Source organism: Terrimonas sp. (genome assembly GCF_003075435.1).
GTDB lineage: Bacteria > Bacteroidota > Bacteroidia > Chitinophagales > Chitinophagaceae > Agriterribacter.
The window spans coordinates 410817-430534 of record NZ_QCZJ01000002.1; the positions used below are offsets into that span (position 1 = coordinate 410817).

Annotated in this window: 17 protein-coding genes; 3 read left to right on the plus strand and 14 right to left on the minus strand. The window is 40.3% G+C overall.

Annotation, left to right across the window (positions count from 1 at the left end):
• Nucleotides 1-342 precede the first annotated feature (342 nt).
• The 3 genes from DC498_RS04395 to DC498_RS04405 form a co-directional block, all read right to left on the minus strand.
• Entirely contained in the window at nucleotides 343-1038 is a 696-nt protein-coding gene (locus tag DC498_RS04395; RefSeq protein ID WP_116872905.1) for an SIR2 family NAD-dependent protein deacylase, read from the minus strand.
• 38 nt (nucleotides 1039-1076) lie between these two features.
• On the minus strand, nucleotides 1077-1985 hold the full coding sequence (locus DC498_RS04400; RefSeq protein WP_116872906.1) for a DUF4349 domain-containing protein: 909 nt from the start codon (nucleotides 1983-1985) through the stop codon (nucleotides 1077-1079).
• Between the two features lie 201 nt (nucleotides 1986-2186).
• Nucleotides 2187-2681 (minus strand): DUF4328 domain-containing protein, encoded by a 495-nt coding sequence (locus DC498_RS04405; RefSeq protein WP_116872907.1) that lies wholly within the window; start codon nucleotides 2679-2681, stop codon nucleotides 2187-2189.
• 108 nt (nucleotides 2682-2789) lie between these two features.
• On the opposite strand from DC498_RS04405, the gene DC498_RS04410 reads away from it, so the two are divergent.
• Together DC498_RS04410 and lipB are read left to right on the plus strand one after the other, a co-directional pair.
• The gene (locus tag DC498_RS04410) at nucleotides 2790-3584 is read left to right on the plus strand and encodes a TIGR00266 family protein (protein ID WP_116872908.1); all 795 of its coding nucleotides are present in this window, start codon (nucleotides 2790-2792) and stop codon (nucleotides 3582-3584) included.
• Between the two features lie 282 nt (nucleotides 3585-3866).
• On the plus strand, nucleotides 3867-4616 hold the full coding sequence (gene lipB / locus DC498_RS04415) for a lipoyl(octanoyl) transferase LipB (RefSeq protein ID WP_116872909.1): 750 nt from the start codon (nucleotides 3867-3869) through the stop codon (nucleotides 4614-4616).
• On the opposite strand, the gene DC498_RS04420 is transcribed toward lipB, so the two are convergent.
• The 11 genes from DC498_RS04420 to thrA form a co-directional block, all read right to left on the minus strand.
• Complete coding sequence (locus DC498_RS04420; protein ID WP_116872910.1) at nucleotides 4594-5397, minus strand: hypothetical protein; 804 nt, start codon at nucleotides 5395-5397, stop codon at nucleotides 4594-4596. The genes lipB and DC498_RS04420 overlap by 23 nt on opposite strands.
• Before the next feature lie 63 nt (nucleotides 5398-5460).
• A complete protein-coding gene (locus DC498_RS04425; protein WP_165813745.1) occupies nucleotides 5461-6402 on the minus strand; it encodes a 1-aminocyclopropane-1-carboxylate deaminase/D-cysteine desulfhydrase in 942 nt (313 codons plus the stop codon).
• On the minus strand, nucleotides 6371-6868 hold the full coding sequence (locus tag DC498_RS04430) for a hypothetical protein (RefSeq protein ID WP_116872912.1): 498 nt from the start codon (nucleotides 6866-6868) through the stop codon (nucleotides 6371-6373). Before DC498_RS04430 ends, DC498_RS04425 begins: the two co-directional genes overlap by 32 nt.
• A gap of 10 nt (nucleotides 6869-6878) precedes the next feature.
• Nucleotides 6879-7643 (minus strand): succinate dehydrogenase/fumarate reductase iron-sulfur subunit, encoded by a 765-nt coding sequence (locus DC498_RS04435; protein ID WP_116872913.1) that lies wholly within the window; start codon nucleotides 7641-7643, stop codon nucleotides 6879-6881.
• A 100-nt stretch (nucleotides 7644-7743) separates the two neighbouring features.
• On the minus strand, nucleotides 7744-8091 hold the full coding sequence (locus tag DC498_RS04440) for a four helix bundle protein (RefSeq protein ID WP_116872914.1): 348 nt from the start codon (nucleotides 8089-8091) through the stop codon (nucleotides 7744-7746).
• Nucleotides 8092-8156: 65 nt separating this feature from the next.
• Nucleotides 8157-10133 (minus strand): fumarate reductase/succinate dehydrogenase flavoprotein subunit, encoded by a 1977-nt coding sequence (locus DC498_RS04445; RefSeq protein WP_116872915.1) that lies wholly within the window; start codon nucleotides 10131-10133, stop codon nucleotides 8157-8159.
• A gap of 79 nt (nucleotides 10134-10212) precedes the next feature.
• On the minus strand, nucleotides 10213-10914 hold the full coding sequence (locus DC498_RS04450; protein WP_116872916.1) for a succinate dehydrogenase cytochrome b subunit: 702 nt from the start codon (nucleotides 10912-10914) through the stop codon (nucleotides 10213-10215).
• Between the two features lie 76 nt (nucleotides 10915-10990).
• Entirely contained in the window at nucleotides 10991-11557 is a 567-nt protein-coding gene (locus tag DC498_RS04455) for a hypothetical protein (RefSeq protein WP_116872917.1), read from the minus strand.
• Between the two features lie 99 nt (nucleotides 11558-11656).
• Nucleotides 11657-12955 carry a threonine synthase gene (gene thrC, locus DC498_RS04460; RefSeq protein ID WP_116872918.1) on the minus strand — a complete coding sequence of 433 codons (1299 nt, stop codon included), beginning with the start codon at nucleotides 12953-12955 and terminating at the stop codon, nucleotides 11657-11659.
• A gap of 172 nt (nucleotides 12956-13127) precedes the next feature.
• Nucleotides 13128-14078: a homoserine kinase gene (locus tag DC498_RS04465; protein WP_116872919.1), complete on the minus strand. Its 951-nt coding sequence runs from the start codon at nucleotides 14076-14078 to the stop codon at nucleotides 13128-13130.
• Between the two features lie 120 nt (nucleotides 14079-14198).
• A complete protein-coding gene (gene thrA, locus DC498_RS04470) occupies nucleotides 14199-16643 on the minus strand; it encodes a bifunctional aspartate kinase/homoserine dehydrogenase I (RefSeq protein ID WP_116872920.1) in 2445 nt (814 codons plus the stop codon).
• Nucleotides 16644-17122: 479 nt separating this feature from the next.
• On the opposite strand from thrA, the gene DC498_RS04475 reads away from it, so the two are divergent.
• Complete coding sequence (locus DC498_RS04475; RefSeq protein WP_116872921.1) at nucleotides 17123-19699, plus strand: phosphoenolpyruvate carboxylase; 2577 nt, start codon at nucleotides 17123-17125, stop codon at nucleotides 19697-19699.
• The last annotated feature ends 19 nt before the right edge of the window (nucleotides 19700-19718 follow it).

A 19718-nucleotide genomic window follows, 5' to 3' on the forward strand; every position in this document is an offset into this window, starting at 1 on the left:
TTTACTTAATTTTCTTAATTCCTTAATGGTTTCTTTCCTGTGCCATCGGCGCTACCCCATGGCATACAAAAGAAGGCTGCTAAAAAGACTGATTTTCAATTCATCCGTAATGATGTCATTATAAATCCCGCCTCATGAAGATAAAATTAAAAGTATTTCGCGGCGGGAGAAGCAACCTCTATTCCGAAAGCCACAGGAGAATATCAATCTTTTACATACGGTATCGTAATGTTTGAGCGTAATTGTGTTTGTGCAATTACAGATCATGCATAAAGGTTTCACCTTTTCTTATTTCCACAATAGCCTTATTTATTTCTTTATTACAAACTTCAATTTTATGGTCTACATTTTCAATTTCTGCAATAGCGCTGCCAACTCCTTCACTCCTTCCGTTGCCGACTTTTCAATAGCCACTATATCATGCAATGAAGATGTATACGGGATTTTCTTATCAACAATAAATTTCGGAATACCCTGCGGCGTATAATTGATCAATCCTGCGGCAGGATATACAGCCAGTGAAGTACCAACCACCAAAAAAATGTCTGCTTCTCCGGCTAATCCGATAGCAGGCTCTATCATCGGCACCGCTTCTTCAAACCAAACAATATGCGGGCGCAACTGTGCGCCATCTTCCGCAGTATCTCCCGGCCTAATATCGTCCTGTATATTATAAATAAGCCGCTCATTTTTCTCGCTGCGCATTTTTAATATTTCGCCATGCAGATGCAGCACTTTTGTTGAACCGGCCCGTTCATGGAGGTCATCTATATTCTGTGTAATGATATGCACATCAAAATCATTCTCCAATTCGGCTAATCCGATATGCGCTGCATTTGGCTGTGCCTCCATCACATTTTTGCGGCGCATATTATAAAAGTCCAAAACGAGTTGCAGATTTTTTCTCCAGGCTCGCGGCGTGGCAACATCTTCAATATTATATCCCTCCCACAGGCCATCAGTATCCCTGAAAGTTTTCAGTCCGCTTTCAGCGCTTATGCCGGCGCCGGTAAGCACTACAAGCTTCTTCTTTTTCATATCATCCGATTAAGAATCCGAATGTATCAAAAAGCACGCTATTTTGTTTGAATCAATTTTAATTTTCTGCGCCGGAATATGAACCAAACACCTATACCGATCAGCCAGAAAGGCCAAATACTTACCAGCATAATAATCAGCGATTGTATGATAGTCCAACCTGTTTTAACACTATTCAGTATTTCTAATCCAAAGCCCGGAGTTGTATTGGGCGAAGTTGTAACAGGTATATCCTGGTAAAACACTAAATGAATGCTGCTTAATGCAGATTGATGTTGTATATAATTTATTCTTCCTGTAGCGGCTTCAATATCTTCCTGCAAACCGGTTATTTCCCGCTGCACTTTTAATACTTCCTCAATGTTTTTAGTACGTTTTAAAAATTCAAAATACTGGTCTCTTGTTTTTTCCTTTACCAGTATCCTTGCTTTCGTGTCAGTATATTCATCTGATACATCTTCGCTTGTAATGTTTTTTTGTATAACGCTATCCGCATAGCCAGATAACCTGTTGAGTAGCTCCTCAAACTTTTCTCTTGGCACACGTACCAGCATTTCACTTTTAAGCTGAGTACTAAGCTGAACTTCCGAAGCTGAAGCGATATATCCGCCTGATGATCTTACCGCTTCCTGTATGGCATCAGTTGCAGGTTTTAATGCTTTCACGCGTATTTGCAGTTCCGCGTTCTTAATAATCCGTTTATCCCAATCTGCAGGAACAGGCGGCGGTGTTTTTTGAAGAGGCGATGTGGGCTTTTGTTGTTCAGGTTCTTTGAATGCTCTCTCCTGTTGTACTTCTTCATCCTTGTATACTAAGCCTGATGATGCATTGCTTTGCAGTTCGTCCAAAACTATTTCCTTCATAGCAACTTTTTCATTTTGCTTTTGATGACATGACAATAAAATAGCTGTTGCCGCTATAACGGCAATCGTTAAATGCATTTTCATAATGCGTAATTTAGATAGTGTTTAATAGCTTTCAGGTATCAGTTGTTAAGCTAATAGCTGATACCTGAAAGCCGATAGCTGAATACCAGATGCAGGAATTTGAATTTTACATAATCCGGATGTACATACATACCTGTGCCATTATTACCACAATGCAAAAAAGGTAACCGATAAAAAGAAAGAAAAATTTGTAAAATACGATTAGCGATTAAGCGGGAAAGATTCACGCTCGGCGTCAAACATGAAATTGTCTTTATTAGAAAGGATAAGATTTTTATAATCATTAACTTTTATCCAATATAGAATCCAGCAAATAATACCTGCTAAAGAAAATATTGCTCCTGTTAAAGGAATAAACCTTAACTGGTACAGGATTGATCCGGTAACATAAAATATACACATGATTAAACCAATACCATAAGTAGGACGACCTTCATCTGTAGTAATATGTAATCTCATGCTTTCATTTTTAATAGAATCAGCTATGCGGCTGACAGTAATAAATAGCCATACCAGATTAAAAAAAGGAATGAGCAATAACCAAACCTGTCCAGGCCGCATTCGCCTGCTTTCAGGTGATATTACATTTAGTGTTTTTTGGAGTGTTAACACAAAAAAAATAGCTGGAACCAATGCAGCAATAAATATCAATAATGCAAAAAGTATTGTAAAATATGGTACCAGGTTATCATTCATGATATATAGCTTTTATTAAAATAACGTATTAATATTCATATTTCTTTTATAAACGGTATTTCTTATTTCTGCACTATATGTATTTTTATTAAAAGAAAACTTAGAACTATGCAAACAGCACATGAAATTGATTATCGCATTTATGGAGAAGAAATGCAGTATGTAGATATAGAGCTGGATCCGGGTGAAACCGCGATGGCAGAAAGCGGTGCGTTTATGATGATGGATGACGGTATACAAATGCAAACCATATTTGGTGACGGCTCGCAAAAATCATCAGGCGGGTTTATGAATAAATTATTCAGTGCGGGTAAAAGGTTATTAACAGGTGAAAGCCTGTTTATGACGGCATTTACCAATGTTGGTCAGGGTAAAAAAAGAGTTGCATTCGCATCTCCCTATCCCGGTAAAATTATTCCGCTTGATCTGTATGAATTGGGAGGAAAGATTGTATGTCAGAAAGATTCTTTTTTATGTGCGGCACGGGGCGTTAGCATTGGCATTGAATTTCAAAGAAGGTTAGGCACAGGTTTATTTGGCGGTGAAGGTTTTATTATGCAAAAGCTCGAAGGGGACGGGATGGCTTTTGTACATGCGGGCGGACATGTATTTCAAAGAGTATTAACCCATGGAGAAACGCTCAGGATTGACACAGGTTGTTTGGTTGCCTATACAAAAGATGTTGATTATGACATCCAGTTTGTAGGAGGCATACGCAATACCATTTTTGGCGGTGAAGGTGTATTTTTTGCAACACTTCGCGGGCCAGGAAAAGTATGGATACAAACGCTGCCTGTAAGCCGTTTGGCAAGCCGTATTTTATCTTATGGTACGGTTAACCGCAGGGAAGAAGGCAGTATACTTGGCGGTTTGGGCAATTTATTGGATGGTGATGGAAGATAATAATTGAAATAGTACACGGATCGCACAGGGATTTTGCTTTTAGCAAAAGCAACAAAAGTTATAGATTGATTTATACCCAAATCAAATCGCACAGGGATTTTGCTTTTAGCAAAAGGTGCAATATTTTGCTATCAGTACTAAATAAAAGTAGATTACCATTCAACCACTCGCCCTCATTGCGCGGCAAAGCAATCTACCCCTCACAAAACTTCTTTTATCTGTGTATTCCGTGTGCTATTATCTTCACACCTACCAAACAAATTTTGAAATAACTTAGCACCCATGCAGGAAGTTTTTTTTAAAGATCTTGGAGACATTGCATATAAACAGGCATGGGACTACCAGGAAGCATTATTGCAACAGAATGTAGAAGCCAAGTCGCAATATGCCACTTCTCAAAATACAGTACCGGTAAACACTCAAACAAATAATGCTTCAGAAGCAGCAACCCGTCATTATTTGCTGCTTTGCGAGCATCCTCCCGTATACACACTGGGTAAAAGCGGAAAAGCTGCTCATATTCTTATAAGTGAAGAAGATCGCGTTAAAAAAGGCATTGAATATTATCCTACCAATCGTGGCGGGGATATTACTTTTCACGGCCCTGGTCAAATAGTTGGATACCCGGTGCTTGACCTGGAAAAATATTATACAGATATTGGTAAATACCTGCGTAATCTCGAAGAGGTTATTATATTTACACTAGCTGCATACAATATAAAAGGTGAACGTTCTGCAGGAGAAACAGGAGTATGGATTGAACCTTCAGTGAAAGGACGGGAAAGGAAAATTTGTGCGATGGGCGTACGTTGCAGCCGCTGGGTTACCATGCATGGATTTGCTTTGAATGTAAACACCAACCTTGATTATTTCAATTATATTATACCCTGTGGCATACAAAACAAACAGGTTACTTCCCTTGCAAAAGAATTAGGCTTTGATGCCGATATGGAAGAAGTTAAAACAATTTTGAAAGAAAATTTTGAAAAAGTGTTTGATTGTACCCTTGTCAGCGGATGGTCGGATCTTTAGGAATGGTTACTTTATTCTTCTCCCTGAGCACATTGTTCTCATATAATTCAAACCGGTAAATACCTGCCCGCATAAAATTTGATTTATCAACCACAATCGTATGCTCTTTAAGATTATTCAACTGAAACAGCTCATCTCCATTGCTATCAAAAAATTTTATGGTAAAAAGTTCTGTCTTGCCCTTAGGCAATATCACGGTAACATTCCCCTGTGGGTTGGTAAATATAAATCCTGATGGCGTAACGTTTTCAGGACGTACCATATTCACACTATCTGCTTTTAAACCGTCGCTCATTTTTTTGTTGGACACTTTGGTAGTCTCCGGTCCATAAATTTTAGAAGGTGCCTGTTCAGCAGCCTCTGTCTTTTCGGGGGTTGTTACAGCCAGTTCTACAGCAGGTGTCTCTTTTTTAACTACCGGTTGTGGAGGCGGAGGTATATCTTTTTTAGGTTTTTGTGATTTACTGAATACATACTTACCACTGTCCAGCAGGATATACAGTTTATAAAAAGACACGGTATCCGGTGCATTATTATCTAAAAAACCATTTGTAACAGAAGACGGATCAGGAAGTGTGAGAATGGTTTTAAAGCCTTTTAAACTATCTGCAGAGCGTTGTATACTTATTTGTTTAACAACTTTAAAATGGTTCACCCAGCTCAATATCACTTTCCCGCTCCTGTGCTTAACTGTAAATGCCGGTAATGTATCCTGAGCATTTACAATATTCCCTGAAACAAAGAGGCTTGCAACAAAAAAAATCCGGAGCAGCATTTTCATACAAAACTGGATGTCGGGTGGTATTTATTTTAAGGAATACGCAAAGATAACGCAGTACATGCTCTAAAATTTTAAAAGTCCGGGCTTTGTGGAAAGATTACCCTGCAAACCGCCTGTATGTATCATTAAAATTTTTGATCCGGGAGGGAAATAATCTTTTGCAACCATATCCATAATGCCATACATAGCTTTTGCTGTATACACAAAATCAAGGGGAATACGCGAAGCAGAAAAAAAATCATTCATCCAGCACAATAATTCAGTTGTATACTTTGCATAACCACCAAAATGATAATCATGATTAAGCGTAAAATTAGCAGGAAGTGAATCAACCTGCAGCAATGCGCTGATTTCTGCTGATAACCCGGTATTATTCTTCATAGCGCTTATGCCAGTAATATGCTGTTGCGGCAAGGCCGCTTTTATAATACCGGCTATCGTGGTTCCGGTTCCCACTGCACAAACAATGTGGGTAAAGAATGAAGTGTCAACAATCTTTAGTATATCTGCTGCCCCTTTCATACCCAATGCGCCATAACCACCTTCAGGTATAGTATAGTTATTGCCAAACTTTTTAAGCATAGTACTATCACCTGCTCTTTTCAATACATTATATTCTTCCCGTGATACAAAATACAACTGCATACCATTTGCCTTTGCTTCAAGCAAGGTATGGCTCCATGATCCAGGCGCCTCCCCTCTTATTATGCCGGTTGAATACAATTGTTGTGAAGATGCCGCAAACGCAGTAGCAGCTATATGATTAGAGAATGCGCCGCCAAAAGTGAGTATGCTATTATAGCCTTTGGCTTTTGCATCCTGCAGATAATATTTAAGCTTAAACCATTTATTGCCGGAGATTACAGGATGAATTTTGTCAAGCCGGAGAACGCTGATCGTAATATCTCTTGAAAGTTTTCCTCCGGATTCAATACTTTCTATTGATACATTATTAATATCGATATGAGCCAAGTTAATTACTTTTACAAGAAATGATGGTTTCATTCCTGAACCTGTTACCATCAAGATCATATCTTATTTCTTCTCTCCTGATCACCAATTGAGTATTAGAAATTTCAAGCAATTTAGTTAGGCCGAACCCAAAATTCAGTGTTGTATAACCACTCGCCGGAGGAGGTGTATACCAGATAACGGAGGTGAGCATACTGTCTGCGGATAAATGCCATTCTCCTTTATCATGGTAAGGTGGAGTAAAATTACAATACATGGTTCTTTCAAACACACTGTCTTCTCTAAAGCTGAATAAGGATTTTTGCAAGCAATCCTCAACTATATATGAAGTATCACTCAACAACAAATTGGAGATATCATCAAATTGCTTTGTATTAACACTATAAACAAACCAATCGTGTTGCTTTAATGTAGATGTTATTTGCTGGTATGCTGTTTCTTCTTTTTTACAAGATGAAAGTATAGTAAAAATGAAAAACACCAGGGACACTATTCTCATGACATAATGCTTATTTGTCTATAGTAGCGGCTGCACCGAGATATTCTTTATTGAGTCGCGCTATATTATCTAATGAAATTTCTTTTGGACAAACTGCTTCACACGCTCCTGTATTGGTACATGCTCCAAAGCCTTCTTTATCCATTTGAGCGATCATTTTCAAAGCACGTGTTTTTCTTTCAGGCGCGCCCTGTGGCAGTAATGCGAGGTGAGAAACCTTGGCCGATAAAAACAGCATTGCCGAACTATTTTTGCATGCGGCAACGCAGGCGCCACAACCTATACAAGCAGCCGCAGCAAAAGCCTGGTCCGCTTTCTCTTTTTCAATGGGAATATTATTACCGTCCTGCGCGTTACCGGTATTTACAGAAATAAAACCACCGGCTTGTATAATACGGTCAAATGCGCCACGGTCAACAATTAAGTCTTTCAGTACAGGGAAAGAATTGGCTCTCCAGGGTTCAACCACTATAGTATCTCCATCTTTAAACGCACGCATATGCAACTGACAGGTAGTAGTGCCATGCCATGGCCCGTGCGGGCGTCCATTAATATACATGGAACACATACCACATATACCCTCGCGGCAATCATGATCAAAAGCAATAGGTTCCTTCCCCTCATGCACCAATTGTTCATTGAGTACATCAAACATTTCCAGGAACGACATTTCAGATGAAATGTTACTTACCTGGTAAGTTTCAAAGCTTCCTCTAACATCTTTATTCTTCTGTTTCCACACTTTAAGTGTGAGGTTCATATTATAATGTTCCATGGTTCTTAATGTGAAAATGTGAGAATGTGGAAATGTGAGAATGAATCCTCATTTACAACCCGCTCACATAATTATAAATTCTATTAAATACGATTCTTTACTATTTTGCTTTTCTGCTGGTTATTAATATTCTTGAAATAATCCTTATTAACTCCTCTACTCGATCTTTTAAAGAACTTTGATATGGATAATGTTCACTCCTTTCGCAAATCAACAACCAATACAAGGTTTCATTGGCTTCCTTAACAGCGATTTTCATTTTATGAATGAAATCCGCTTTGCTTTCAGCATGTTGTGCCTCAAAAACATTTGCCCCAATTGAAGTGCCACTTTTTAAAAGTTGATTACTGATAACGAACTTTCTGTTTTGCTCAAGCAGTTCGCAAAAACTTATAATCTCAATTGCAAAATCTAAAGACTTATCAGCGATAAGGTTTTTCTGTTCCATATGTTAGCATTTATAATAAAAAAGAACTTAGTTTAAAAATATTTCCACATTTCCACATTCTCACATTACTTATAATTCCTCTGCGTTGGCTTAATCACATCGTAATTCAATTCTTCTTTATTCAAATTCCAGTCGCTATCGCCTTTATATTCCCATGCAGACACATACATAAACCGATCATCGTGGCGTAACGCTTCGCCTTCTTCTGTCTGGCTTTCCTCGCGAAAATGACCGCCGCAGCTTTCAGCACGATTCAATGCGTCCAAACACATCAGTTCACCCAGTTCAATAAAATCGGCAACACGGTTGGCCTTGTCCAATTCAGGGTTCATTTCATTTATTTCACCGGGTATACGCACATCACTCCAGAATTCTTTTTTCAACGCCCTTATTTCTTCAATGGCTTCTTTTAATCCTTTTTCATTACGCGCCATACCGCATTTTTCCCACATGATTTTTCCGAGGCGCTTATGCAGACTTTCAACAGACTGCTTTCCCTTAATGCTCATCAGTTTATTGATGCGATCGGCAACCGCTTTCTCTGCTTCAACAAACGCTTCATGTGTGGTTGGTATTGGCTTGGTTCCAATTTCATCAGCAAGATAATTACCCAATGTATACGGAATCACAAAATAGCCGTCAGCAAGCCCCTGCATCAATGCAGATGCACCCAAACGATTCGCGCCGTGATCGCTGAAATTACATTCACCCAGTGCATATAACCCGGTAACAGATGTCATCAATTCATAATCAACCCATAAGCCACCCATGGTATAGTGTACCGCGGGATAGATACGCATCGGTACTTCATAGGGGTTTTCGCCTGTTATCTTTTCATACATATCAAACAGGTTACCATATTCCTCTTTCACCACTTCTTTTCCAAGACGTATCAATGTTTCCTGGTCAGGATTTTCGATACCTTGTTTACCCGCTTCTGTTCTTCCGTATTTGTTAATAAGGTTGTATTTGAAATCGAGATAAACCGCCTGCTTTGTTGTACCAACGCCATAGCCTGCATCACATCTTTCTTTCGCAGCTCTTGATGCCACATCGCGGGGAACGAGGTTACCAAACGCAGGGTATCTTCTTTCTAAATAATAATCCCTTTCATCCTCCGGTATATCGTTGGCTTTGCGTGGATCATCTTTTTTCTTCGGAACCCATATACGCCCATCATTACGCAGCGATTCAGACATGAGCGTAAGCTTGCTCTGGTGGTCGCCGGTTACGGGTATACAGGTGGGATGTATTTGTGTGAAACAGGGATTCCCGAAATACGCTCCCTTTTTATGCGCTTTCCATGCGGCGGTTACATTGCTGCCCATTGCATTGGTGGAAAGATAGAATACGTTGCCATAACCACCGCTGCATAACAGTACCGCATGACCGAAGTGCCTTTCCAGCCCCCCGGTTATAAGATTACGGCAGATAATCCCTCTCGCTTTTCCATCAATTTTTACTATATCCAGCATTTCGTGACGGGAGTACATGGTTACGTTACCGAGCGCAACCTGCCTTTCCAGCGCCTGGTAAGCGCCTATCAGTAACTGCTGACCGGTTTGACCGGCAGCATAAAAAGTTCTTTTTACCTGCGTACCGCCAAAAGAACGGTTGTTTAATAAACCGCCGTATTCTCTTGCAAAAGGAACACCCTGCGCTACGCACTGGTCAATAATATTCACGCTTACCTCAGCAAGGCGGTGCACATTTGCTTCCCTTGAGCGATAGTCGCCTCCTTTCACGGTATCATAAAACAGGCGGAAAACAGAGTCGCCATCATTCTGGTAGTTTTTGGCAGCATTGATACCACCCTGAGCTGCTATTGAATGTGCACGACGGGGAGAATCCTGGAAGCAATAAGCCTTCACCCTATAACCCATTTCCCCAAGTGAAGCGGCCGCAGAAGCACCTGCAAGACCTGTGCCCACAACAATCACTTCCAGCTTACGCTTGTTGGCAGGGTTCACCAGTTTTACATGCCCTTTATAATCGTTCCATTTTTCTTCTAATTTGCCAGGAGGTATTTTTGAATCCAACATAGCTTAATTACGTTGATAATATGATCTGATTAATAACAAAAAAATTTCTAATCACTTACTACTTATTACTTGCCGCTATTTACCTGATCCATCCCAGGTAAATAGAGACAGGCATCATAGCAAATACAAAAGGAACTATAATAGAAAACGCTACGCCTGTAGCTTTTATGATTTTATGGTAGCGCTGGTTATGCAGACCCATTGTACGGAAAGAACTTGCAAAACCATGCATAAGGTGATATGCCAGCGAAATACATCCCAGTACATATAATATTACTACCAGCAGCGACTGAAATACGGTGATCATTTCCGCATACAGGTTATGATATTCTTTACCATTATACTCAACCGGTTGCAAAGCCTGGATATTGCCAATACCTCCAAGGCGGCTTGGCGTCCAGAAATGGTATATGTGCATGATTAGAAATAAAAGAATAAGCGTGCCGAGCAGGCCCATGCTGCGGCTATACCATTTACTGCCGCGGTTACCCATCGGAACCTGGTAACCAACAGAACGCTTGCTCCTGTTTTCAAACTCAAGCATCAACCCCTGTATGATATGGAGTATGATACCAATAAAAAGCCCCACTTCGGCAATGCGTATAACAACGGTAGAGCCCATAAAATGAGCTGCTTTATTAAACATCTCTCCGTTATCGTTAGCCCAAATACATGCATTAAGCCCAACGTGAACAACTAAAAAAGCAATTAACGAAATACCGGTAAGCGCCATCACAAATTTCTTCCCAATGGAAGAAGTGAAGATTTGTTTCCAGGTCATATGCTGAAAGAAGTGGTTAGATAATGGCGCAAATTTAACACACAAACGCCGTAAAAAATCAGTGTGGCTGATTTTTTTACATATCGAGCCTTTTTAGCAAATGATTATCGATGGATTGAAAGAGGTGCTGAGGCTGTAAAGTGCGCCAGTTTGGGAAATCCAGCAATTCAACATAGCGGTTCAATTTCGCTTTTTTAAAATCATGCTGCGACTGCTCGGGCATATCCAGTATTACGATCCAGCCGTTTTCTTCGTTCACTTCCTGGAACCAGTCTTCATAATAGCTGTCATCGCTGCTATGAAAGTTCAATACATTATCCGCGATAATGATAAACTTTTTTATGCCTTCATAAAAAAGCACATCGGTTACTTCCCGCCGCAGGGTTTGTATATCATTTTCAATAGCATCATTCCACTCTCCTATCAGTTCTATTATGGCATACCCCTGTTCATAATCGGCATACAGTATCTTCATATACAGAGTACGCGATCCAAACTCATCCCATTGCGGGTGTATATAATAATTGTATATGGTTTGAGAAAATACAAATTCACTGTACTCACGCCCGTAAAAAGGTGAACGCGGATCGGTATTTGAAGTATATAAATGTTGCCAGTTATAAAAAGGTTCTATATCGTGCATATATCAAATTCCTCTTATTGCAAATATCGAAAAGTTTCTGTTTGTTGTTTTAAGTTTATCGTTAGAAAAAACACAAAGGCAATACAGGATGAGGGTCATTTAGTTTTTCAACAAATACTCCCTCAACAACCCATACTCCGCATCCATTACCACACTGTGTTTTTTGAGTGGTAATATTTGCTGGATAGCATCGGGTATGGGAACAGTTTCATTGATCACCGGTTCTACCACATCATAAAATTTTACCGGGTGAGCGGTTTCGAGAAAAATGCCTTTTTCACCGGGATGTTCTTCGAGATAACGTTGTAATGCAAGATAACCCACCGCACCATGAGGGTCTGGCAAATAACCGGTTTCTTTTTTAACCTGTTTCAGTGTGGCTTTTGTTTCCTCATCGGTTATGGTATAGCCAGATAATATTTTTTTAAGGCTGATAAAATTATTGTTGAATAATTCCAATACTCTTACAAAATTGCTGGGATTGCCAACATCCATCGCGTTGGATAAAGTAGCTACTGCAGGGCGAACTTCGTAATTGCCGTTATCCAGAAATCTCGGCACTACATTATTGGCGTTGCAGGCCGCAATGAAATGCTGCACCGGCAAACCTGAAATATGCGCTAACATACCCGCGCAGATATTTCCGAAATTTCCGCTGGGCACACAAATTACAGGCAGCGCGTCTTTCTGTTGCCATTGTTTATACGCAAAAAAATAATAGAACTGCTGTGGCAACCAGCGGGCCACATTAATAGAATTGGCTGAGGTAAGAAATTTTTCAGAAGTGAGTGAGGTATCGGCAAAAGCCTGTTTTACCATTTGCTGGCAATCATCGAATGTACCTTTCACTTCAATGGCCGTAATATTTTTTCCAAGTGTTGTTAATTGTTTTTCCTGAACGGAACTGACTTTACCGGATGGATACAATATTACCACATCCACGCCATCCACATCATAAAAACCATTGGCAACAGCGCCGCCCGTATCGCCTGACGTAGCCACCAGCACTGTAACTTTTTCACTTTCCTTTTTAGCAAAATAACCCAGGCAACGGCTCATAAATCTTGCACCAACATCTTTAAAAGCAAGGGTTGGTCCATGAAATAATTCAAGTGAGTATATATTGTCTGTTACTTTAACCAGTGGTATCGGGAAATCAATGGTTTCCTTTACAATCCTGCGCAGATCAGCTTCCGGAATATCTTCGCCTGCATAAGGCTGTATTACATCAAATGCAATCTCTTCATTGGTTTTTCCGGCAATATCATCAAACCAGTTTTTATCCAGTTTTGGCAATGATTTTGGAAAATACAGACCTTTATCCGGCGCCTGCCCTTTAATGGTAGCTTCTTTAAAGCTTACTTCCGGCGATTGATTATTTAAACTGTAATATTTCATGATATGGTAAACTAAATTATTTTGTGTTTAGGTTTTCGTATTCCGTGTTCGTAAACCCGTATTAATTATCAATAGCACATGGAATATACGGATGATACTGATTAACACAGATATCCTTCATGAATATCAGTCTATCTGCGTTCCATTACAATAATCATGACATTCAATATACTTATTCAATTATTTTAACTCCCCGTGGATTTATAGTGGTTACATAGGTATGATATGCAATCCCTGTTGCCGTATATACTTCCTTCATGGCGTTTTCTACTGCAAGCGCTGTTGCTTCATCTTTGCTCAGCATAAATATGGATGGCCCGGATCCTGATATTCCGCCTCCCAATGCACCAGCTTCCAGGCATCTTGCTTTTACTTCGGCAAATGCAGGAATAAGAATACTTCTTACAGGCTCAATCAATACATCTTCCAGCGATCTGCTGATGAGATCATAATCGTTTTTCATTAAGCCGGCTACCAATCCTGCAATATTGCCCCATTGTTTAATGGCGTCTTTCAGCAAAATTTGTTTCTTCAATATCTGCCGTGCATCTTCTGTGCGTACTTCAATCTGCGGATGCACAACGGTTACATATAATAATGGAGAAGGAACACTGATAATATCCAAAGGAAGAATACTGCGTATTAGAGTAACCCCGCCAAAAATGCAGGGCGCTATATTGTCCGCATGTTTTACGCCGGAAGCTAATTTCTCACCAAACATAGCCATCTGCACCAGGTCGTCATTATTAAAAATATTACCCAGTAAATGATTGGCAGCTACTACGGCACCGGCAGAGCTTGCCGCGCTGGAACCCACACCGCTACCGGGTTTTATTCTTTTTTCAATAGTGATATCAAAACCTGTTTTGCGATCTAGCTTTTCAATCATTTCCAGCAGGGCAACACCCGCAACATTTCTTGCAGGATCTGTCGGCAGGTTATAACTGTCAACATTATGTATTACCACCGTAGATTCATCAATGAGCTTTACGGTCATTACATCATACGGTTCATTCAATGCCAGTCCTAATACATCAAACCCGCAAACCATATTAGCTACTGTGCCGGGAGCATGTATAGTAACGGATTTGCCACGTGCATCTGAAATTGTTTTATCTAACATTCGAGATTTAAGATTTGAAATTTGAAATTGCGGTCAGCTACCAGTCTTCAGGTTTACACTATATGTAAAATTAATTTCTGACTGCTCACCACTTCTACCCTATACCTTCCACCTTCACTCTTACTGTGCTGTCGCTCTTATTATATCCGCAAACACACCTGATGCCGTTACCTCCGCGCCTGCGCCTGCGCCTTTCACCACCAAAGGTTGCAACGGATAGCGCTCGGTATAAAACAATACTACATTATCTTTTCCATATAAATGATAGAGATCATGCTCCGGTGATATATGTTGTAAACCTACCGACGCCTTGCCATTTTCATATTGCGCCACAAATTTCAGCTTACAATTTTTAGCCGCTGCTTCGTCATACAATTTTTTAAAATGCGCCTCATGCTTTTTCATTTCCTCGTAAAATGCCGGCACATCACCATTCATGCAGCTATCGGGTAAAAAGCCATTACAGGTAATATCCTGCATTTCCATTTGCTCACCAGATTCCCGGGCTAATATCATGATCTTACGCATTACATCCGTACCGCTCAGGTCCAGCCTGGGGTCAGGCTCGGTATAACCTTCATCCTGTGCCTGTTTTACTACTTCAGCAAAACTGCGGCTGCCATCATAATTATTGAATACAAAATTCAGCGTACCACTTAATACCGCTTCTATCCTGTTGATTCTATCACCACTGCGCATCAAATCATTTAATGTGCCGATTACGGGCAAGGCTGCGCCAACATTGGTTTCAAACAAATACACGCAGTTGAATGCCCTTGCAAGATCTTTCAGGTTTTTATAATAAGCATAAGAGGAAGATGCCGCTACTTTATTACATGCTACTACAGATACGCTTTTCTGTAAAAGCTTATCATACACTTTTGCAACCGCATCACTCGCGGTAACATCAACAAATATGGCATTACGAAGGTTTTTGCTGATAATAATACTGATAAAATTATTGATGTCGGCAGTTTCACCGCCGGCTAATTTTTCCTGCCAGTGATTAAGATCAATACCACTATCATCAATAGCCATTTTGCGGCTATTGGCAAGCCCTATAACCTTTAGGTTTAAGCGAAGATGTTTTGCAAGCCATTCCTGCTGTTGCTTTAACTGCTCCATCAGTTTGCTGCCCACGTTCCCTGCACCGGCAATAAAAAGATTGATCTGCTTATTGGTAGTTTCAAAAAATTCTTCATGCAATACATTGATCGCTTTACGTACGTCTTTTGTAGATACCACCGCTGAAATATTACGCTCAGATGAACCCTGCGCAATGGCACGCACATTCACGCCATTTCTACCCAATGCGCCAAACATCTTACCACTTATACCAGGATGGCTTTTCATATTTTCCCCAACAAGCGCTACAATGGACAGGTCTGTTTCTACCACAAGCGGCTGTACTTTTTCCATGCGTATTTCATCTTCAAACTCCGTGTCTACCACTTCTTTCGCTTTTTGTATGAAAGGTGTTTCCACACCCACGCATATAGAATGTTCGGAAGAACCCTGTGTTATTAATATGACATTTATTTTAGAAAGTGAAAGCGATTCAAACAACCTTCTTGAAAAACCCGGCACGCCCACCATGCCACTACCTTCAAGGCTGATCAACCCGATATTACTCACACTTGAAATACCACGAATAGCATTACCGTTGGTAACTGCATGTTTTGCTATGGTTGTTCCTGCATCTTCCGGAGCAAATGTGTTTTTAATTACTACCGGAATACCTTTACCCAATACAGGTTGTATAGTTGGAGGATAAAGTACCTTAGCACCGAAATGAGAGAGTTCCATTGCCTCCTGGTATGAGATAGAAGAAATGACTTTTGCACCACTTACCCATCTCGGGTCTGCTGTCATCATACCAGATACATCAGTCCATATTTCAAGCGAAGCCGCATTTAAAGCCGCCGCAACAATCGCGGCAGTATAATCAGAACCTCCCCTGCCCAGGGTGGTAGTTTCATTATTTTCATCAGAAGCGATAAAGCCCGGTAATATCACCAATGGATCCTGGTGTGTATTGAAAAACTCAATAATGAGATTTTTACTGATGTCAGCATTTACCTGCGCGTTCCCAAAATTTGTATTGGTCCGGATCAGTTTTCTTGCATCTTTCCACAATGCCGGGGTTCCTGCGCTGTTAAACGCGCCTGCAATGATTTGAGAAGACATCAACTCGCCATAGCTGGCAATCCTGTCTTTTGTACGGGCAGATAATTCGCCGAGCAGGAAAACGCCGTTGCATACATCATCAATTTCGTTGCATATTTTTTTAACGAGACTCAGCATGCCGCTCTGCTGCTGTACGGGAATAAGTTGCTTAACTGCTTCAAGATGGCGTTGCTCTATGCGCTGCAGCTCATCTTTATACTGTTCATTGGCGTTTGAAGCTAAAGCGCCTGCATTCAGTAATGCATCAGTTGTGCCGCCCAATGCCGAAACAACCACAACCGCCCTGTCTTTTTGTAAAGCCTTTCTTACTATATCTATAACCTTTTTTATGTTATCAGCGCTTCCTACAGAAGTTCCGCCGAATTTCAACACCTGCATATAAATGATTTTGAGAATGATTTTATATAAGTCAACCTTTTATCTCTCCGGATAACCATAGCTGTAAGCCCAATGTATAATATGCGTGATCATTACCCTCAACTGAGGGTTGTGGTTGTTGTGGTAATAATGGTATCAACCGCCGTAGCAATAGCGGAAGAAGAGAAATTATATCGTTTGGAGTATACCATTTTTTGATTAACGCCGCCGAAGGTAAAACAGATTTATGCAATAGCAAAAAAATATATGCACAGGTTGATCCATTATACTCACTAAAGACTCTACCGTTTAAATAGAAATTTAAAAAAAGAAATTTCATTTCTTTAAAAAAACATCAAATGCCCGCTCAATTACTCATTTTTTAACTAATTTCATGCGCCATTATAGTTTGCTTGTCTGGAATATTTTATGGCTGCCGCTGTAAATGCAACAGCAGGCTAATGTTTAATCAATAATTGATAATAATACCAATTTTACGCATGGCAAGCTCAAATGCTTCTCTTATACAGTTTCAGAATCTTGTAGGCCGTAAATTTCAGTTGTATAACAGTTTATTTACTTCGCTTCCCTTTCACAGGATAGAGAAAACAGGGATCCTGTTATCGCTCCTGCTTAATTATTGTGAAGAAGGCTATACAAAGATGATGAGCCCAACACAGATCATTGAAGATTTTTTTAGTAAACATACCGCATATAGTAAGGAAGAAGAAAGGCTTGATCTGCTGTTTCGCTTTGTACAATATGTGGAGCGGCAGGTAGTGTTGTTTGATGCGCTGGAAGATGCGGCATTTACAACAGTGAATGATATGAATGGGCCGGGAACGCTGAAGAATCTTCAGTCTGAAGTAGTACAGTTCAATAAAGAGCAGGAATTAAAGGATCTGTCAGATACATTTAATGTGCGCCTTGTACTGACCGCGCATCCCACACAATTTTATCCCGGCGCTGTGCTTGGTATTATTCATGATCTTTCAAGAGCTATTGCAGAAAATAATATCAACAATATTAATATGTACCTGCAGCAGTTGGGTAAAACGCCCTTCTTCAAGCAGCAAAAGCCAACCCCTTATGATGAGGCGGTAAGCCTGATATGGTACCTTGTAAATGTTTTTTACCCGGCGGCAGGAAGAATTGTGGCGTTTATGAAAAACAATATGCCGGAGGGTATATCTGCAACCAATCCTATTTTAAGAATGGGATTTTGGCCCGGCGGCGACAGAGATGGTAATCCTTTTGTAAAAACAGATACTACTGTAAAAGTTGCAGGAGCTTTGCGTGAGAGCATCCTGAAATCATATTATATAGATGTAAGGCGGTTAAAAAGAAGGCTGACTTTTAAAGGTGTTGATATTCCCTTGCAGGAGTTGGAAACAAAGCTGTACAATAATGTTTTTGTTCCGGGGCATATAAGCGATCTTACCAAAGAAGAAATTTTAGATACGCTCAACAATGTTCGGGAAACATTAATATATAAACATAATGGTTTGTTTCTTGAACTGGTAGAGACGCTGATCAACAAAGTAGAAGTATTCGGGCTGTTCTTTGCATCGCTTGATCTGCGGCAGGAAAGTACGGTGCATACAAAAATAACAGAGGAGATTGCTGCCAAAACAAATATGCTTCCTGCAAACTATAGTGAGCTTGGTACAGCAGAAAAAATAAAAGTGCTGCTGAATATCACAGGAATGGCAGACCCTGCTTTGCTTACAGATGAGGTGCATAAGGATACGCTGACGGTGATGGCTACCCTGAAACAAATACAAACCGCCAATGGCGAGGAAGGCTGCGACAGGTATATCATCAGCCAATGTAACAGTGCGCTGAATGCTATGGAAGTATATGGTTTGTTTTTGATGAGTGGATGGAAAGCAGAAGAACTGAGCGTAGATATTGTGCCGCTGTTTGAAACCATTGATGATTTAAAAAACGCACGGGCTATTATGGAAGAGTTATATACCCTTCCGCAATACAGGGCGCATTTGCAGCGCAGGAAAAACAAGCAAACCATTATGCTGGGTTTTTCTGACGGTACAAAGGATGGTGGTTACCTGATGGCCAACTGGAGCATATATAAAGCAAAAGAAGAACTTACCAAAATATCAAGGCAACATGGGGTAAGTGTTGTTTTCTTTGATGGTCGTGGTGGTCCGCCGGCAAGAGGCGGTGGCAAAACACACAAGTTCTACGCATCGCTCGGAAAAAATATAGCCAACGAAGAAATTCAGCTTACCATTCAGGGACAAACGGTTAGTTCCAATTTCGGTACCATTGAATCTGCGCAGTTTAATATTGAACAGTTGATCAATGCCGGTATTTCAAATGACCTGTTTGCCTCACAAAAGCTGGCCTTAAAAGATTCTGAAAAGGAGTTGATTCAAAGACTTTCTGAGATAAGCCTTGATGCTTACCTGGAATTAAAAAATATGCCTACATTTTTAGGATACCTGGGTCACGCAAGCCCGTTGCGTTTTTATGCCGAAACAAATATCGGGAGCCGCCCGGCAAAAAGAGGCGCCTCAGGAAAACTTTCATTGAAAGATTTAAGGGCCATTCCATTTGTGGGCGCATGGAGCCAGTTAAAACAAAACGTAACAGGTTACTATGGTGTGGGAACCGCTTTTAAACAGTTAGAGTCTGAAGGCAGATGGGATGAGATCAGGCACCTGTACGATCACTCCACTTTCTTTAAAACTTTGATTGGCAACTGCGAAATGTCAATGAAAAAATCTTTTTTTCCTATGACGATGTTTTTATCAAAACATCCTTTGTACGGAGAAATATGGAATAAGATCTATAGCGAATACGAGCTCACTAAAGCATATATCTTTAAATTAACAGGCAACACTGAGTTGATGGCAGACTATCCTGTAGAACAGCTTTCGGTACAAATGAGAGAACGCATTGTGTTACCACTGGTAACCATACAGCAATACGCCATCACAAAAGTAAGAGAACTTGAAGAAGCATTGGTGGAATCTCCCCATAAAAAAACGTATGAGAAGTTGGTAATGCGTTGTTCTTTTGGCATTATCAATGCGGGAAGAAATTCGGCATAGAAGGAACTCCTTTGCAATT

Bases quoted from the DNA above. Each gene is read 5' to 3' on its own strand.
- DC498_RS04430 (WP_116872912.1), bottom strand. From the start codon at position 6,868: ATGAGAATAGTGTCCCTGGTGTTTTTCATTTTTACTATACTTTCATCT.
- lipB (WP_116872909.1), top strand. From the start codon at position 3,867: ATGCAGGAAGTTTTTTTTAAAGATCTTGGAGACATTGCATATAAACAG.
- DC498_RS04450 (WP_116872916.1), bottom strand. From the start codon at position 10,914: ATGACCTGGAAACAAATCTTCACTTCTTCCATTGGGAAGAAATTTGTG.
- DC498_RS04475 (WP_116872921.1), top strand. From the start codon at position 17,123: ATGGCAAGCTCAAATGCTTCTCTTATACAGTTTCAGAATCTTGTAGGC.
- DC498_RS04455 (WP_116872917.1), bottom strand. From the start codon at position 11,557: ATGCACGATATAGAACCTTTTTATAACTGGCAACATTTATATACTTCA.
- thrA (WP_116872920.1), bottom strand. From the start codon at position 16,643: ATGCAGGTGTTGAAATTCGGCGGAACTTCTGTAGGAAGCGCTGATAAC.
- thrC (WP_116872918.1), bottom strand. From the start codon at position 12,955: ATGAAATATTACAGTTTAAATAATCAATCGCCGGAAGTAAGCTTTAAA.
- DC498_RS04445 (WP_116872915.1), bottom strand. From the start codon at position 10,133: ATGTTGGATTCAAAAATACCTCCTGGCAAATTAGAAGAAAAATGGAAC.
- DC498_RS04425 (WP_165813745.1), bottom strand. From the start codon at position 6,402: ATGAAACCATCATTTCTTGTAAAAGTAATTAACTTGGCTCATATCGAT.
- DC498_RS04435 (WP_116872913.1), bottom strand. From the start codon at position 7,643: ATGGAACATTATAATATGAACCTCACACTTAAAGTGTGGAAACAGAAG.
- DC498_RS04440 (WP_116872914.1), bottom strand. From the start codon at position 8,091: ATGGAACAGAAAAACCTTATCGCTGATAAGTCTTTAGATTTTGCAATT.
- DC498_RS04400 (WP_116872906.1), bottom strand. From the start codon at position 1,985: ATGAAAATGCATTTAACGATTGCCGTTATAGCGGCAACAGCTATTTTA.
- DC498_RS04395 (WP_116872905.1), bottom strand. From the start codon at position 1,038: ATGAAAAAGAAGAAGCTTGTAGTGCTTACCGGCGCCGGCATAAGCGCT.
- DC498_RS04405 (WP_116872907.1), bottom strand. From the start codon at position 2,681: ATGAATGATAACCTGGTACCATATTTTACAATACTTTTTGCATTATTG.
- DC498_RS04465 (WP_116872919.1), bottom strand. From the start codon at position 14,078: ATGTTAGATAAAACAATTTCAGATGCACGTGGCAAATCCGTTACTATA.
- DC498_RS04420 (WP_116872910.1), bottom strand. From the start codon at position 5,397: ATGAAAATGCTGCTCCGGATTTTTTTTGTTGCAAGCCTCTTTGTTTCA.
- DC498_RS04410 (WP_116872908.1), top strand. From the start codon at position 2,790: ATGCAAACAGCACATGAAATTGATTATCGCATTTATGGAGAAGAAATG.